This is a genomic window from Micromonospora sp. DT53 (assembly GCF_049841535.1).
In the GTDB taxonomy this organism is placed as follows: Bacteria; Actinomycetota; Actinomycetes; order Mycobacteriales; family Micromonosporaceae; genus Micromonospora.
On the sequence record NZ_JBNCKM010000013.1, the window covers coordinates 87,130 to 102,893 of the forward strand.

The 15,764-nt window shown below is 70.8% G+C and carries 14 protein-coding genes; 9 read left to right on the forward strand and 5 right to left on the reverse strand.

All coding sequences use genetic code 11. The features are described from left to right. The 3 genes from ACLQ3B_RS31495 (at position 1) to ACLQ3B_RS31505 (ending at position 3,390) form a co-directional block, all read left to right on the forward strand. On the forward strand, positions 1-843 hold the full coding sequence (locus tag ACLQ3B_RS31495; RefSeq protein WP_425784307.1) for a carbohydrate ABC transporter permease: 843 nt from the start codon (positions 1-3) through the stop codon (positions 841-843). Beyond that, positions 840-2,261 carry a GH1 family beta-glucosidase gene (locus tag ACLQ3B_RS31500; protein ID WP_425784308.1) on the forward strand — a complete coding sequence of 474 codons (1,422 nt, stop codon included), beginning with the start codon at positions 840-842 and terminating at the stop codon, positions 2,259-2,261. Before ACLQ3B_RS31495 ends, ACLQ3B_RS31500 begins: the two co-directional genes overlap by 4 nt. Before the next feature lie 82 nt (positions 2,262-2,343). Continuing rightward, positions 2,344-3,390: a LacI family DNA-binding transcriptional regulator gene (locus ACLQ3B_RS31505; RefSeq protein ID WP_238671913.1), complete on the forward strand. Its 1,047-nt coding sequence runs from the start codon at positions 2,344-2,346 to the stop codon at positions 3,388-3,390. A gap of 174 nt (positions 3,391-3,564) precedes the next feature. On the opposite strand, the gene ACLQ3B_RS31510 is transcribed toward ACLQ3B_RS31505, so the two are convergent. Both ACLQ3B_RS31510 and ACLQ3B_RS31515 read right to left on the reverse strand, forming a co-directional pair. Then, a complete protein-coding gene (locus tag ACLQ3B_RS31510) occupies positions 3,565-4,776 on the reverse strand; it encodes an acyl-CoA dehydrogenase family protein (RefSeq protein WP_425784309.1) in 1,212 nt (403 codons plus the stop codon). Continuing rightward, the gene (locus ACLQ3B_RS31515; protein ID WP_425784310.1) at positions 4,776-5,855 is read right to left on the reverse strand and encodes a phosphotransferase family protein; all 1,080 of its coding nucleotides are present in this window, start codon (positions 5,853-5,855) and stop codon (positions 4,776-4,778) included. The genes ACLQ3B_RS31510 and ACLQ3B_RS31515 overlap by 1 nt, the downstream gene beginning before the upstream one ends. Before the next feature lie 152 nt (positions 5,856-6,007). Here ACLQ3B_RS31515 and ACLQ3B_RS31520 point away from each other — a divergent pair, with 152 nt between their 5' ends. Together ACLQ3B_RS31520 and ACLQ3B_RS31525 are read left to right on the forward strand one after the other, a co-directional pair. Beyond that, the gene (locus ACLQ3B_RS31520; RefSeq protein WP_425784311.1) at positions 6,008-6,709 is read left to right on the forward strand and encodes an amino acid-binding protein; all 702 of its coding nucleotides are present in this window, start codon (positions 6,008-6,010) and stop codon (positions 6,707-6,709) included. An 89-nt stretch (positions 6,710-6,798) separates the two neighbouring features. Further along, positions 6,799-7,866, forward strand: a complete 1,068-nt coding sequence (locus ACLQ3B_RS31525; protein WP_425784312.1) for a GNAT family N-acetyltransferase — start codon at positions 6,799-6,801, stop codon at positions 7,864-7,866. Between the two features lie 7 nt (positions 7,867-7,873). Here ACLQ3B_RS31525 and ACLQ3B_RS31530 read toward each other — a convergent pair whose 3' ends face one another. Beyond that, entirely contained in the window at positions 7,874-7,981 is a 108-nt protein-coding gene (locus ACLQ3B_RS31530; RefSeq protein WP_425784313.1) for a VOC family protein, read from the reverse strand. Positions 7,982-8,136: 155 nt separating this feature from the next. On the opposite strand from ACLQ3B_RS31530, the gene ACLQ3B_RS31535 reads away from it, so the two are divergent. The 4 genes from ACLQ3B_RS31535 (at position 8,137) to ACLQ3B_RS31550 (ending at position 14,978) form a co-directional block, all read left to right on the forward strand. Then, positions 8,137-8,661, forward strand: a complete 525-nt coding sequence (locus ACLQ3B_RS31535; protein ID WP_425784314.1) for a hypothetical protein — start codon at positions 8,137-8,139, stop codon at positions 8,659-8,661. 197 nt (positions 8,662-8,858) lie between these two features. After that, positions 8,859-11,765: a glycoside hydrolase family 9 protein gene (locus ACLQ3B_RS31540; RefSeq protein ID WP_425784315.1), complete on the forward strand. Its 2,907-nt coding sequence runs from the start codon at positions 8,859-8,861 to the stop codon at positions 11,763-11,765. Between the two features lie 147 nt (positions 11,766-11,912). Beyond that, complete coding sequence (locus tag ACLQ3B_RS31545; RefSeq protein WP_425784316.1) at positions 11,913-12,278, forward strand: hypothetical protein; 366 nt, start codon at positions 11,913-11,915, stop codon at positions 12,276-12,278. A 213-nt stretch (positions 12,279-12,491) separates the two neighbouring features. Beyond that, complete coding sequence (locus ACLQ3B_RS31550; protein ID WP_425784317.1) at positions 12,492-14,978, forward strand: non-reducing end alpha-L-arabinofuranosidase family hydrolase; 2,487 nt, start codon at positions 12,492-12,494, stop codon at positions 14,976-14,978. A 68-nt stretch (positions 14,979-15,046) separates the two neighbouring features. On the opposite strand, the gene ACLQ3B_RS31555 is transcribed toward ACLQ3B_RS31550, so the two are convergent. After that, positions 15,047-15,553, reverse strand: coding sequence for a GNAT family N-acetyltransferase (locus ACLQ3B_RS31555; RefSeq protein WP_425784318.1), 507 nt, complete (start codon positions 15,551-15,553; stop codon positions 15,047-15,049). Positions 15,554-15,557: 4 nt separating this feature from the next. After that, a complete protein-coding gene (locus tag ACLQ3B_RS31560; protein ID WP_363682414.1) occupies positions 15,558-15,758 on the reverse strand; it encodes a hypothetical protein in 201 nt (66 codons plus the stop codon). Positions 15,759-15,764: the final 6 nt, after the last annotated feature.

The window sequence follows — 15,764 nt, forward strand, 5'->3', positions numbered from 1 at the left end:
ATGACCTCGGCCTCCCAGCGCCTGTGGCGCACAAGTCCGCTGACCTACGTGGCGCTCGTCCTGGCGGCGCTGCTGTCGATCTACCCGTTCTACTACATGCTGGTGATTGCCACTCGCAGCCTGGACGCGATCAACGACGTGCCGCCACCGATCACCCCCGCCGGGGCGTTCGGTGACAACTTCCAGCGGGTGCTCGACAACGACGCCGCCAACTTCTTCACCGGCATGATGAACTCGGTCATCGTCTCCTCGGTGGTCACCCTGTCGGTGGTGCTCACCGGTTCGCTGGCCGGGTTCGCCTTCGCCAAGCTGCGGTTCAAGGGCAGCAACGCCCTCCTGCTGTCGATCATCGTCACCATGATGATCCCGACCCAGATGGGGCTCCTCCCGCTCTGGGGCATGATGCAGGACCTGGGGTGGTACGACACCCTCTACGCGGTCACCGTGCCGTTCCTGGTCACCGGCTTCGGCGTGTTCATGATGCGCCAGTACGCCAGCCAGGCGATCTCCGACGAGCTGATCGAGGCCGGTCGGGTCGACGGGGCGAGCACGTTCCGGATCTACTGGAGCATCGTGCTGCCCGCGCTGCGCCCCGCCGCCGGCGTGCTCGGTCTGCTGACCTTCATGGAGACCTGGAACTCGTTCCTCTGGCCGTACGCCATCCTCACCCCGGAGAACCCGACCCTGCAGGTCTCGCTCTCCTTCCTCTCGTACGCCTACTACACCGACTACTCCCAGGTGTTCGCCGCCACGGCGATCGGCACCATCCCCCTGGTAATCGTCTTTCTCGTGTTTGGCCGCCAGATCATCGGCGGGATCATGGAAGGTGCCGTCAAGTCGTGAGCAACCCCGCCAGCCCACCCGCCGTCGACGTCCTCGACGAGCGCCCCGGGCTGACCTTTCCACCCGGATTCCTCTGGGGGGCCGCGACGGCGGCGTACCAGATCGAGGGGGCTGCGGCCGTGGACGGCCGTACCCCGTCGATCTGGGACACCTTCAGCCACACCGAGGGTCGGGTCCTCCTCGGGCACACCGGGGACGTGGCGTGCGACCACTACCACCGCCTCGGCGACGACGTCGCGCTGATGGCCGAGCTGGGCCTGAAGTCGTACCGTTTCTCGGTCTCCTGGTCCCGGGTGCAGCCCGGCGGCGCCGGCGCGGCCAACCCACAGGGTCTGGACTTCTACCGGCGACTGGTCGACGAGCTGTTGGCCAACGGCATCGAGCCGTGGCTCACCCTCTACCACTGGGATCTGCCGCAGCCGCTGGAAGACGCCGGCGGCTGGCCGGCCCGGGACACCGCGGCCCGCTTCGCCGACTACACCACGCTGGTGGCCGACGCGCTCGGTGACCGGGTGCGCTACTGGACCACGCTGAACGAACCGTGGTGCTCCGCGTTCCTCGGCTACGGCTCCGGGGTGCACGCCCCCGGCCGCACCGACGGAGCGGCCTCGGTGCGTGCCGGACACCACCTGATGCTCGGTCACGGCCTGGCCGTGCAGGCACTGCGGGCCGTCCGGCCGACCGCCGAGGTGGGCGTGACCGTCAACCTCTACCCGGTCGACCCGGCCAGCGACACCCCCGCCGACTCCGACGCCGCCCGGCGGATCGACGGGTTGGCCAACCGGTTCTTCCTGGACCCGCTGCTGCGTGGGTCCTACCCGGAGGACCTGGTGGCCGACCTCAGCACGGTGACCGACTTCGACCACGTGCGCGACGGCGACCTGGCGACCATCTCCACGCCGCTGGACCTGGTCGGGGTCAACTACTACAGCCGGCACGTGGTCGCCGCACCGGTCGAGGGCGTCGAGGCCGACCCGACCCCCTCGTGCTGGCCGGGCAGCGAGGATGTCCGATTCGTTACCCGCGGAGTCCCGGTCACCGACATGGGCTGGGAGATCGACGCCCCGGGCCTGACCGAGACGCTGCGCCGGGTGCACGGGTACACCGACCTGCCCCTGTACGTCACCGAAAACGGTTCCGCGTTCGTCGACTCGGTGGTCGACGGGCAGGTCGACGACGTCGACCGGCTGGCCTACTTCGACGCCCACCTGCGAGCCGCCCACGAGGCGATCGACGCAGGGGTGCCCTTGCGGGGATACTTTGCCTGGTCGTTGATGGATAATTTCGAGTGGGCCTGGGGCTACACCAAGCGGTTCGGCATGATCCACGTCGACTATGACAGCCAGGTCCGCACCCCCAAGTCCAGCGCCAAGTGGTACGCCTCGGTGATCCGGCGCAACGGTCTGGCCGCACAATAGGCTCGGGCCAGCCATCAGGACGGCCCCGGCGTCCACCTCTCGCAGGTGGCGCCGGGTCCGCCCGCCGTCGGAGGAGCAGACGATGACAACGCAGCGCACCCGGTCGCTCGGGCGCCCGACCCTTGACGCGGTCGCGGCGCGTGCCGGCGTCGGTCGGGGCACGGTCTCCCGCGTGGTCAACGGCTCGCCCCAGGTCAGCCCGGAGGCCCGGGCCGCGGTCCAACAGGCCATCGCGGAGCTGGGGTACGTGCCGAACCGGGCCGCCCGTGCGCTCGTCACCCAGCGGACCGACTCCGTCGCGCTTGTGGTGTCCGAATCCGGCGAGCGGGTCTTCACCGAGCCGTTCTTCGCCGCGATCGTGCGGGGGATCAGCTCGGGGCTGCTGGAGACGCCGATGCAGCTCTGGCTTGCCATGGCACAGTCGCCGGTGGAGCGGGAGCGGGTCGAGCACCACCTCACCAACCAGCACGTCGACGGCGTACTGCTGCTGTCGTTGCACGACTCCGACCCGCTGCCGACGCTGCTGGAGGAGCGCGGCCTGCCCGCCGTCCTCGGCGGTCGGCCCGCCCGAATGCTGCAACCGGGCGCCCAACCGGCCTGGTTTGTCGACGTGGACAACGTTGGCGGGGCCCGGCAGGCGGTGGAGTACCTGGCGAGGCAGGGCCGGCGACGCATCGCCACCATCGCCGGTACGCAGGACATGGGCGTGGGCCTGGCCCGGTTGACCGGCTACACCGAGGCGGTCAAGGCCACCGGGGCTGGTGTCAACCCCGACCTGATCGCGTACGGCGACTTCAGCGAGGGCAGCGGCGCGGCCGCCATGCGTCGGCTGCTGGATGCCTGCCCGGATCTGGACGCGGTCTTCGTCGCCTCCGACCTGATGGCGTTCGGTGCGCTGCGTACCCTGCGCGAGGCCGGCCGGCGCGTGCCGCAGGACGTCGCGGTGATCGGCTTCGACGACGCGACGATCGCCCTGCGGGCGGAGCCGCCGCTGACCACTGTCTTCCAGCCGGTGGAGGAGATGGGCCGGCAGATGGCCCGCCTGCTGGTGGCCCGGATCCGTGGCGAGGAGCTACCCGCCTCCCACATCCTCCTGGACACCCAACTGGTCCACCGAGCCTCCGCCTAACCCCACCCCACCCCACCCCACCCCGGACCCCCCTGGGGCACCCCCACCCCCACCCCCCGGTTGATCATGAAGTTATTGCCATGACACGCCGAGGCGGAGGGCAATAACTTCATGATCAACGAGGGGGCGGGAGGGGTGGGGGGGCGGGTGGGCGGGTGGGGGCCTGGGGGCGGGTTAGGGGGTCCAGCGGCGGAGTTCGCGCTTGGCCAGGGAGTTGCGGTGGACCTCGTCGGGGCCGTCGGCGAGGCGCAGGGTGCGGGTTTGCGCCCAGAGGGCGGCCAGTGGGGTGTCCTGGCTGACGCCCGCGCCGCCGTACCCCTGGATGGCCTTGTCGATCACCCACTCCGCCATCGCCGGCGTGCCGATCTTGATGGCTTGGATCTCGGTGTGCGCGCCCTTGTTGCCGACGGTGTCCATCAGCCAGGCCGTCTTGAGCACGAGTAGCCGGGCCTGCTCGATGCGGACCCGGGACTCGGCGATCCACTCGCGGACGACGCCCTGCTCGGCCAGCGGCCGGCCGAACGCGATGCGCCCGAGCGCCCGCTTGCAGAGCAGCTCCAGTGCCCGCTCAGCCATTCCGATCAATCGCATGCAGTGGTGGATCCGGCCCGGCCCCAGCCGGGCCTGGGCGATGGCGAAACCGGTGCCCTCGGCGCCGATCAGGTTCTCCGCCGGCACCCGGACGTCGGTGAAGTCGATCTCGGCGTGCCCGCCGTGCGAACCGTCGGTGTAGCCGAAGACGCTCATGCCCCGACGGACGTTCACCCCGGGGGTGTCGCGGGGGACCAGCACCATGCTCTGCTGGCGGTGCCGGTCGGCGGTGGGGTCGGTCTTGCCCATCACGATGAAGATCTCGCAGCGCGGGTCCATCGCGCCGGAGGACCACCACTTGCGGCCGTTGATGACGTACTCGTCGCCGTCGCGGGTGATCGAGGTGGCGATGTTTGTGGCGTCGGAGGATGCGACGTCCGGCTCGGTCATGCAGAACGCGGAACGGATCTCGCCCTCCAGCAGCGGCATCAGCCAGCGCTTCTGCTGCGCCTCCGAGCCGAACTCGGCCAGCAACTCCATGTTGCCGGTGTCCGGTGCCGCGCAGTTGACCGCCTCCGGCGCGAGATGCGGGCTGCGCCCGGTCAGCTCGGCCAGGGGAGCGTACTGGAGGTTGGTCAGGCCGGCGCCGTAGCGCGGGTCGGGCAGGAAGAGGTTCCACAGGCCGCGCTTGCGGGCCTCCGCCTTCAGCTCGGCCAGCACCGGGGTACGCGACCACGGGTCCCCGGTGGCCACCTGCTCGGCGTGCACGGCCTCGGCCGGGTAGACGTGCTCGGTCAGGAACCGGCTCAGCTCGTCACGCAGCTCCTCGGTCCGGCTGTCGAATGAGAAGTCCATCACCGCTCCCTGGCGGCGGTCAGCCCGTGCGCGACCAGCGGTGCCACCATCTCGCCGATCCGGTCGAAGCCCTCGCCGAGCGTCTGCCCGAGCGTGTGGCGGTAGTGGATGCCCTCGCAGATGACCGCGAGCTTGAAACAGCCAAGCGCCACGTGCCAGTGCAGTGGCCCGACGTCGACATCGCTGCGTCCGGCGTACCTGTCGATCAGCTCGCTGCCGGTGGGGAAGCCGGCGCGCGGGCCGAGCCCGTCGGCGACGGGGTTGCCCGCGGCGGTGTCGCTGCCGCCCAGCACGTCCCAGTAGGTCAGCAGCAGCCCCAGGTCGGCGAGGGGGTCGCCGAGGGTGGCCATCTCCCAGTCGAGCACCGCGTGCACGGCGACCGGGTCGGCCGAGGCGAGGAGGTTGTCCAGCCGGTAGTCGCCGTGCACGATCCGGCCGGCGTTCGCGCCCTCCGGGGCGGTCGCCGCGAGCAGGTCGCGCAGCTCGTCGATGCCGGGCAGTGGGCGGCTGCGGGAGCGGTCGAGTTGCCCGGCCCAGCGGCGCACCTGCCGGGCGAGGTAGCCCTCGGGGCGGCCGAAGTCACCCAACCCGACAGCGGACGGCTCGACGCTGTGCAGCGCGGCGAGCGTGTCCATCATCGCCATGGCGAGGGCCCGACGGCGCTCGTCGCCCAGCGGGTCGGTCTGCGCGCGGGTGCGGAACACCTCGCCGGGCATCCGCTCCATCAGGTAGAACGGCGCGCCGATCACCTCGGGGTCGGTGCAGAGCAGCAGCGTCCCCGGGACCGGCACATCGGTCGGCGCCAGCGCCGAGATGACCCGGAACTCGCGCGCCATGTCGTGCGCGGTCGCCAGCACGTGCCCCAGTGGGGGGCGGCGCAGCACGACCTCGCGGTCGCCGAGGCGCAACAGGTAGGTGAGGTTGGACTTGCCGCCCGCGATCAGCTGGGCCCGCAGCGGCCCGTCGGCCAGCTCGGGTCGGTGCTCCGCCAGGTGGTCGGCGAGACGGTCCAGGGCCAGCCCCGCTGGGGAGACGGAGACGGCCTCCGGCCGGGGCGCATCGACGGCCGGATCGCTCATCCGACTAGTTGATGGCAGCCCGCTCACGTTGTCAAGGTCAGAATTTCCCCTCGGGACATGCCTCTGCAACAGGGACGAAATGGTCAACTACCAGGCTGGGACCAGCCTGCCGGCCGCTTTCTTTCGCCGGCCCGCCGAGCGGAGGGACAGACATGTTGCTGCGAGTTCGGGTCACCCTGCCGGACCGTCCGGGCACCCTCGGCCAGGTCGCCCGCACGTTGGGCGTCTCCGGGGCGGACATCGTCCAGGTGGTGGTCCTCGAACGGCTCGGCGGGCGGGCGGTGGACGATTTCACTGTCGTCTGGCCGGGTGCGGCGCGGGTGGAGCGGCTGCTGGCCGGCCTCGCGGCGATACCGGGGGTCCGGGTGGACGGTGTGTGGCGGGCGATCGGCGCGCCCACCACCACCGGCCAGGACGCGGAGCTGTTGGCCCAGGTCGCGGCCAACCCGGCCGACGGGTTGGCCACCCTGGTCGACGCGGTGCCCGGGCTGTTGGCCGCCGACTGGGCGGTGGCGGCCGTGGTGCCTGTCGACTGGGCCTCGCGGACCGGGGGCGGCGGGGCGACAGTGGGGCACGCGAGCTGGCGTGCCCCCGTACCCCCGCGGTTGCCGGAGGTGACCCCGCTGCGCGGTCGGTCGATGACCACGCCCGACGGCACCCACCACGCGATCGCCCCGTTCGGCCGGGCGGGCCTGGTGCTGGTGGTGGCCCGCGAGCGCAGCGAGACCCTCTCCGCCGCCTCGTTCCACAGCACCGAGGTGGATCGGCTCACCCAGCTCGTTCGCGCCTGCGCGGTGATCCTCGGTGACCGACTCGATCTCGTCGGCGCGCCCCCGGTGGTCGCCGGCCCCTGAGCGGCCCGAGGAGTTCCCGGGTCGACACCGCCGGGCAACCGGGCGGCAACAGGCCGGGGTGAGGCTCTTACCGGGGAAGGGAGCCAACCATGACGTTGTGGCGGATCCGAGCGACGGTGGACGACCGACCGGGTTACCTGTCGGTGCTCACGGCGAGCCTCGCGCTGCGCGGGGTCAACATCCTCACCGTGCAGGTGCAGCCCACCGAGCAGGGCGCGGTGGACGACTTCCTGGTCGACGCGCCGGACGCGCTCGACGAGGCCGAGCTGATCGCCGCCGTCGAGCGGGGTCGGGGTCGGGACTGCTGGGTGACGCGCAGCGAGGCGCGTGGTCTGGCCGACCAGCCCACCCGGGTGCTCGGGCTGGCCAACCGGCTGGTCCGTGACCCGGACGCGACGGGCGAGACGCTGCGGACGCTGCTCGCTGCCGACGTCGTCAGCTGGCGACCAGCGTCGGTCGGCGTCGAACGGGGGATCACCGGGGCCAGCATGTTGCTGGCCGACCCGGCGGGCGGCTCGTTCGCGCTGCGCCGGGCCGCTCCCGACTTCACCCCGGCGGAGTACGCGCGGGCGCAGGCCCTGGTCGAGCTGTCCGCCACCGTGGCGCGCCGGGCCGCCGAACAGGTCACACTGGTGCTGCCCGACGGCGCGGAGGTGGCCGTCCGGCCGGCCAGCGCCCACGATCTGTCCGGCGTCGTGGAGCTGCACGAGGCGTGCGCGCCGCGCAGCCGGCAGCGGCGTTATCTGGGCGGGACGGCGTTGCCGCAGCCGGCCCGCCTGCGTCGGCTGCTGGAGCCGAGCCGGGGGTTGACGCTGCTCGCCACCACCACCGGCTCCGACGAGTCGGTGGTCGCCATGGCGAACCTGCTCGGCGAGGGTGACGAGGCCGAGGTGGCGTTGCTGGTGCGGGACGACTGGCAGCGGCGCGGGCTCGGCTCGGCGTTGCTGCGCCGGCTGGTTCGGCACGCCGACCGGGCCGGGTATTCAGCGCTGGTGCTGCACGTCCAGGCCAGCAACGACCCCATGCTTCGCACCGTGCACCGGCTGGGTCAGCCCGCGACGGCGGTGCGCGACGGTGGGCTGCTCACCCTCACCGTGCCGCTGGCCGTGTCCGCGCCGACGGACCGGACGGACGCGTTGTCCACGCCTGGCGTCTAGGGACTGCTCAGGGCCGGGCCGGCTCGCGGCGACGGTAGCCGAGGGCCTCGGCCCAGAACGTCCTCGCCCGCTCGGCGTCGGACACGCCCAGGGAGAGCTGCGCGATCAGTGCCATCGCCCGACCGTACGCCGAGCTCGGTCCCGGCCGCGCGCAGCGACCGGCCCAGGAGGAGAGGGGTCGCCGACTATATCGATACTCGATAGCCTGTGGGATCCGGGGGCGGACCGTGACCCTGGTGGCCGTCCAAGACGCAGGCGCAGGGGAGTTCGATGTCACGTGCGGAGCGGGCCGGGCCCGGATGGCGGCGGGTGACCTGGCGGCGGAGGCTGACGTCGGCGGGCGTGCTGCTCGTCCTCCTCGCCGCAGCCCTCGGTGTGGCGCTGTGGGGCAAGGGGCCGTTCGACCGGCGCGCCTATCCGTCGAGCCGGTGGGACAGGTCGATGGGCGCGATCTTCGAGCAGTTCCAGGTGCGTGTGCCCGACTGTGCCCTCGCCGACCTGCGCTACTGGTCGGGGGACTACATCGATGATGTCCTGTATCTGACGTTCGAGGCCGACTCCGCCTGCGTGGACACGTTCCTCGGAGACAACCGGTTGGCGGGCGGCAGGACCGTGGACCGGGACATCGCCTTCACCTTTCGAGGCGACGAGCCTGCGGACTGGGGCTGGTACGAGGACGACGTCGCCGCGTACCTGAAGTTTCGGTCGAGACCGAAACCGGGCACCGAACTCACCGTCGAGGTGACGCCCGACGGCGACCGGCGGCGGGTCTACCTGCGGGGGGTGGAGTTCTAGCGGGTGGGTGACCGGTGCCGGCGGCGGAGACGCTTCCCAACGGGCGGTCGGCCCATTACATTGTCGGTTATCCATGGGAGCGCTTCCATCGCTTTCCGTGGTCACACCGCCACCCCCGCTGTCGCCGGTGGCCCTGCCGCCCGTACGCCGTCCCGCGTCGGTGCGACCGCCGGCGGCGCCTCCGACAGGAGCCCGCCATGCGCCACCTGACCCGGCCGTTCAGCGGCCAGCCTGGCCGGTCGCCGGCCGCCGACCAGCCCTGGCCCCGGCGGCTGCTGACCATCGGCGTCGCGCTGCTCACCGGCGCGTCCCTCGCGGTGACCGTGCCACCGTCCGGTCCCGCCGCCGCCGCTGCGCCGGCGGCGACCTACAACTACGCCGAGGCGTTGCAGAAGTCGCTGCTCTTCTACGAGGCGCAGCAGTCCGGTCGACTGCCCGACTGGAACCGGGTCTCCTGGCGCGGCGACAGCGCGCTCACCGACGGCGCCAGCGCGGGCGTGGACCTCACCGGCGGTTGGTACGACGCCGGCGACCACGTCAAGTTCGGTTTCCCGATGGCGTTCAGCGCCACAATGCTCGCCTGGGGAGCTGTCGAGTACCGCAGCGGCTACACCGCGTCCGGGCAACTGCCGCACCTGCTCAACAACCTGCGCTTCGTCAACGACTACTTCATCAAGGCGCACCCGTCGGCAAACGTCCTCTACGGGCAGGTCGGCAAGGGCGACGACGACCACAAGTGGTGGGGCCCGGCCGAGGTGATGCCGATGGCGCGGCCCGCGTACAAGATCGATGCGAGCTGTGGCGGCGCGGACCTGGCGGGGGAGACGGCGGCCGCGATGGCCGCGTCCTCGATGGTGTTCCGGCCCACCGACGCGACGTACGCGGACAAGCTGCTCGGGCATGCCCGGCAGCTCTACACCTTCGCCGACACGGTGCGGAAGTCCTACCACGAGTGCATCACCGACGCCACGAGCTTCTACCGCTCGTGGAGCGGCTGGCAGGACGAGCTGGTCTGGGCCGCGATCTGGCTGCACCGGGCCACCGGCGAGGCCAGCTACCTGGCCAAGGCCGAGAGTGAGTACGACAAGCTCAACACCGAGAACCAGTCCACCACCCGCTCCTACAAGTGGACCATCGCCTGGGACAACAAGCAGTTCGGGGCGTACGTGCTGCTGGCCAACCTGACCGGCAAGCAGAAGTACGTGGACGACGCCAACCGCTGGCTGGACTACTGGACGGTCGGGGTGAACGGGCAGCGGGTTCCGTATTCACCAGGTGGGATGGCGGTGCTCGACTCCTGGGGCGCGTTGCGTTACGCCGCGAACACGTCCTTCGCCGCGCTGGTCTACAGCGACAAGACCACCGACACCACCCGCAAGGCGCGCTACCACGACTTCGCCGTCCGGCAGATCAACTACGCGCTCGGCGACAACCCGCGCAACTCCAGCTACGTCATCGGATTCGGCGCCAACTCGCCGAAGAACCCGCACCACCGCACCGCGCACGGCTCCTGGTGGGACAGCCAGACCGTGCCCGTCGAGACCCGGCACACCCTCTACGGCGCGCTGGTCGGCGGCCCGTCCTCGGCCAACGACGCGTACAGCGACAGCCGGTCGGACTACGTGATGAACGAGGTAGCCACCGACTACAACGCCGGCTTCACGTCCGCGCTGGTCCGGCTGACCTCCGAGTACGGCGGCACGCCGCTGGCGAACTTCCCGGTCGCCGAGACGCCGGACATCGACGAGCTGACAGTGGAGACCACTGTGACGCAGGCCGAACCTCGGGCCACCGGGCTCAAGGTGATGGTCTACAACAAGTCCGCGTTCCCGGCCCGCGCGTTGACCGACGGCCGGTTCCGCTACTACTTCCGGCCCGACGGCACCGGCCCGGTGCAGGTCACCGCCGGCTACACCCAGGGCTGCCCGTCCCCGACCACCGCCAAGCAGTTCAGCGGCGACATCTGGTACGTCGAGGTGGACTGCGCCGGGTACACCATCGCCCCGGCGGGTCAGTCGCAGCACCGGATGGAGGTCCAGTTCAAGGTCGGCGTACCGGAGGGCGGCACCTGGGACCCGACCAACGACCCGTCCTACCAGGCCACCGCCGGGCCCAACCGGAAGGTGCCGCTCTACTCCGGCGCCACACGCGTCTGGGGCGAGGAGCCGGGACCGTCGGTGCCGGACACCACCGCGCCGAGCGTCCCGGGCAAGCCTGTCGCGTCCGGCCTCGCGCCCCGCTCGGTCACCCTGACCTGGGCGGCGTCCACCGACAGTGGTGGCAGCGGCCTGGCTGGCTACGACGTCCGCGAAATCCAGGTTGGTGGCGACACGGTGCTGAACCGGCCCGTCACCGGCACCTCGCTCACCATCTCGACGCTGCTGCCGGAGCACACGTACGAGTTCGCGGTCGTCGCCCGCGACGGCGCGGGCAACAGGTCGGCGGCCTCACCGGTGCTCACCGTGACCACACCGCCGACCGGCTCGGCCGACACCACCGCGCCGAGCACGCCCGGCACTCCGGTCGCCTCGGCGGTCACCGCCACCGGGCTCACCCTGGCCTGGACCCCGTCGACCGACAACGTGGGCGTCACCGGTTACCGGGTCTACCGCGAGGCCGGCGCCACCGACGTGCTGGTCGGCTCGCCCACCGGCACCACCCAGGCGGTGTCCGGGTTGACCGCCTCGACGGCGTACCAGTTCTACGTGGTGGCCGTGGACGCGGCCGGCAACACCTCCGCGGCGTCCGCCCCGGTCGCGGTGACCACCGCGGCTCCGCCGATCGGCGGCACCTGCACGGTGGGGTACGCGACCACCGACTGGGGAAGCGGCTTCACCGCCAACGTGTCGATCACCAACACCGGCACCACCGTGATCAACGGCTGGTCGCTGCGGTTCTCCTTCGCCGCCGGGCAGAGCGTCAGCCAGGGGTGGTCGGCAGCGGTCAGCCAGACCGGCGCGGCGGTCACCGCGACGAACCTGTCCTACAACGGCACGATCGCGCCGGGCGCGTCGGTGAGCTTCGGCTTCAACGGCAACCACACCGGCACCAACCCGAAGCCCACGGCCTTCACCGTCAACAACACCGCCTGCACCGTGGCCTGAGGCTTCGAACGTTCGAGATCGTGGACAGTTTCCGTCAGCGCTGACGGAAACTGTCCACGATCCGTGCCCGGAGTACGCGCACCGTCGTACCCGGGATGACGGCGTGGGGCGGACGCCAACCGGCAGGCGTCGGACCATCGTGGTGGTATGACTGTCACCGCACGGACGTTCACCATCGCCGGTCTCGTCGTCGGCGCCGCGGGCATCGGCGTGTTGTGGGCCGCCGGAGTCGAGTTCCCCATCGCCGTACCGCCCGGGATCATCATCCTGCTGGCCGGCGCACTCTTCGTCGCGCTCGCCCCGTGGCGTCTGTCGCCCGCGGTGGGCGCGCTGCTGGGCCTGTTCGTGGCCGTAGGGTTCGCGATCAGCCCGACCGGCGTGGACAACCTGCTCGGGCGGCACGGGGCCGACGTGGCGACCGGACAGGCGATCCAGTTGGTCGGGGTGCTGACCGCGCTGGTGGCCGGGGTGCTCGCCACCAACGCCGCCCGGCGGGCGCCTCGGCGCCGCTGACCTCGGCGGGTCGACGTCAGTCGGGGAGGTCGTCGGGGAGCAGGTCCAGATGCGCGGTCGCCGGCCGGCCCAGCGTGGTTCCGAAACTTTTCCGAAACATCATTGACCGGACCGGCGTGTGTGTAAGCATCGATGGAGTTAGATTTCCCCCCTACCGAGACCTCCGGTCGTCCCGCCTCGGCGGCCCGGGTGTTGGCCAATAAGGAGGCCGAGATGGCAATGAGCCCAACCGATTATCCCGGCAGGACTCGGCGACGGCGATCGCCCGCCGTCCGAGCGCTGCTCGCCGGCGCGTTCAGCGTCGTGACTGTGGCCGCCGTGGCGGTGATGATGCCCTCGGCAAACGCCGCCGCGACCACGCTCGGCGCGGCCGCCGCGCAGTCGGGCCGGTACTTCGGCACCGCCATCGCGGCAGGCCGGCTCGGCGACTCGACGTACAGTACGATCGCCGCTCGCGAGTTCAACATGATCACGGCTGAGAACGAGATGAAGCCGGACGCGACGGAGCCCCAGCGGGGCCAGTTCAACTTCAATTCCGGTGACCAGATCTACAACTGGGCGACCCAGCGCGGCCTGAAGGTCCGTGGGCACACCCTGGCCTGGCACGGGCAACAGCCGGGGTGGATGCAGAGCCTGAACGGCAGCAGCCTGCGTCAGGCGATGATCGACCACATCAACGGCGTGATGGGCCACTACCGGGGCAAGCTCGCCGCGTGGGACGTGGTGAACGAGGCGTTCAACGAGGACGGCAGCCGTCGTCAGTCGAACCTCCAGGGCACCGGCAACGACTGGATCGAGGTGGCGTTCCGCACCGCGCGGGCGGCCGACCCGTCGGTCAAGCTCTGCTACAACGACTACAACATCGAAAACTGGTCGTACGGCAAGACGCAGGGCGTCTACCGCATGATCCAGGACTTCAAGTCCCGTGGCGTGCCGATCGACTGCGTCGGGTTGCAGACCCACTTCACCGGCGGCAGCTCGCTGCCGAGCAACTTCCAGACCACGCTGTCCAGCTTCGCCGCGCTCGGCGTGGACGTGGCGTTGACCGAGGTCGACGTCACCAACTCCTCCACCACCCAGTACGCCGGGCTGACCCAGACGTGCCTGAACGTGCCGCGCTGCATCGGCATCACCGTCTGGGGCGTACGCGACAGCGACTCCTGGCGCTCCAACGAGAACCCGCTGCTCTTCGACGGCGGTGGCAACAAGAAGGCCGCCTACAACTCCGTCCTCAACGCGCTCAACGCGGCCCCTCCGACCTCGGGGCCGACCGTGACCCCGACCGTGACCCCGACGGTGAGCCCGACCACGAGCCCGCCGCCGAGTGGCGGCTCCGGCCGGATCACCGGGGTGCAGTCTGGCCGGTGCATCGACGTGCCAAACGCCACGCAGACCAACGGCACACGGGTCCAGCTCTACGACTGCAACAGTCAGTCGAACCAGCAGTGGACGTACACCGCCGGCAAGCAGTTGCGGGTCTACGGCAGCAAGTGCCTCGACGCGAACGGCGCGGGTTCCGCGAACGGCACCGGAATCATCATCTGGGACTGCAACGGCCAGCCGAACCAGCAGTGGAACGTCAACTCCAACGGCACCATCAGCGGCGTGCAGTCCGGCCGGTGCCTGGACGTCTGGGGCACCGGCAACGGCCAGCAGGTTCAGCTGTACGACTGCCACGGGCAGACCAACCAGCAGTGGCGGACCGACTTCGGTGGCGGCGCCACGCCGACGTCGACGCCGACCACGACGCCGCCGACGTCAACGCCGCCGACCACGGCGCCGCCGGGCGGCTGCGCGCTCCCGTCGACCTACCGGTGGTCGTCAACAGGCGCGCTGACGAGCCCGAAGAACGGCTGGCTCTCGGTCAAGGACTTCACAAACGTGGTCTACAACGGCAAGCACCTGGTCTACGCGTCGAACGTCAACAGCGGCGGCTCGTACGGCTCGATGAACTTCAGCCTGTTCACCAACTGGTCCGACATGGCCTCGGCCGGCCAGACCGGAATGAGTCAGGGCACCGTGGCGCCCACGCTGCTGTACTTCGCCCCGAAGAACATCTGGGTGCTGGCGTACCAGTGGGGGCCGACCTCGTTCAGCTACAAGACGTCGAGCGACCCGACGAACGCCAACGGCTGGTCCGCGGCACAGACGCTGTCCACCGCCAACCTCCCCGACGCTCCGTACGGCGTGATCGACCAGACCCTCATCGGCGACGACCAGAACATGTACCTGTTCTTCGCCGGGGACAACGGCAAGATCTACCGGTCGAGCATGCCGCTGGGGAACTTCCCGGGCAGCTTCGGCTCGAGCTACACGACTGTCATGTCCGACTCGACAAACAACCTGTTCGAGGGCGTCGAGGTCTACAAGGTGCAGGGCCAGAACCAGTACCTCATGATCGTCGAGGCGATCGGAAGCCAGGGGCAACGCTACTTCCGGTCGTTCACGTCCAGCAGCCTGGGCGGCTCGTGGACCCCGCAGGCCGCCAGCGAGAGCAACCCGTTCGCCGGCAAGGCCAACAGCGGCGCGACGTGGACCAACGACATCAGCCACGGTGACCTGGTCCGCACCAACCCCGACCAGACCAAGACCGTCGACGCCTGCAACCTGCAGTTGCTGTACCAGGGCAAGGACCCCAACGCGAGCGGCGACTACAACCGGCTGCCGTGGCGGCCGGGTGTGCTGACCCTCCAGCGCTAGGCGTCACTCCCTCCACGGATAACCGGGGCGTGCCCGGCACCATGCGGTGCCGGGTACGCCCCTCCGATTCAGTCGGTCAGGTCGTCGGCGAGCAGGTCCATCAGCAGGGCATCGTGCCAGCGGCCGTCCTCGCCGCGCTCGTAGCGGCGCATGATGCCCACCGGACGGAAACCCACCTTCGCGTACGCCCGGATGGCCGCGCTGTTCGCCGCGGCCGGGTCGATGGTGAACCGGTGGTGGCCGTACTCGTCGATCAGGTGCCGGGCCAGGGTGCGGATCGCGTCGACGCCGAGCCCGGCGCCGCGCACCGCCGGGTCGAGGAAGATGTCCACGCTGGCGTGCCGGTAGTCCGGGTCCGGTTCGGCGTGCCACTGGATCGCGCCGACCACCCGGCCGTCGTGCTCGATGGCGTACAGGGCGAGGTCCTCGTCGCCCAGGTCGGCGTGGACGGCGGCGGTGAGGTCGTCGCCGCCGCGCCACCACCGGCGTACCTCCGGGTCGGCCCGGATGGCCGCGAGGGCCGGCACGTCCGCGACCGTCGCCGGTCGGAGGGTCACCGCATGCCCACGCAGCATCGGCTCAGCCCCGACTCTCGCCGTGCTCGACGCAGACCGCCGACCAGCCGACCGGCAGCACCTGCACCTTCATCCGGCGTCGGCAGGCTGGGCAGTAGCGCGGCGGCTCCAGCGCCCGGGCCGCCGCGCACGACTCGTGCCCGGCGGCCGACGCGTCCTCGCCGCAGCGGTCACACCAGCGCTGCGCTGCCACAACCTCGGTCACGTCGTC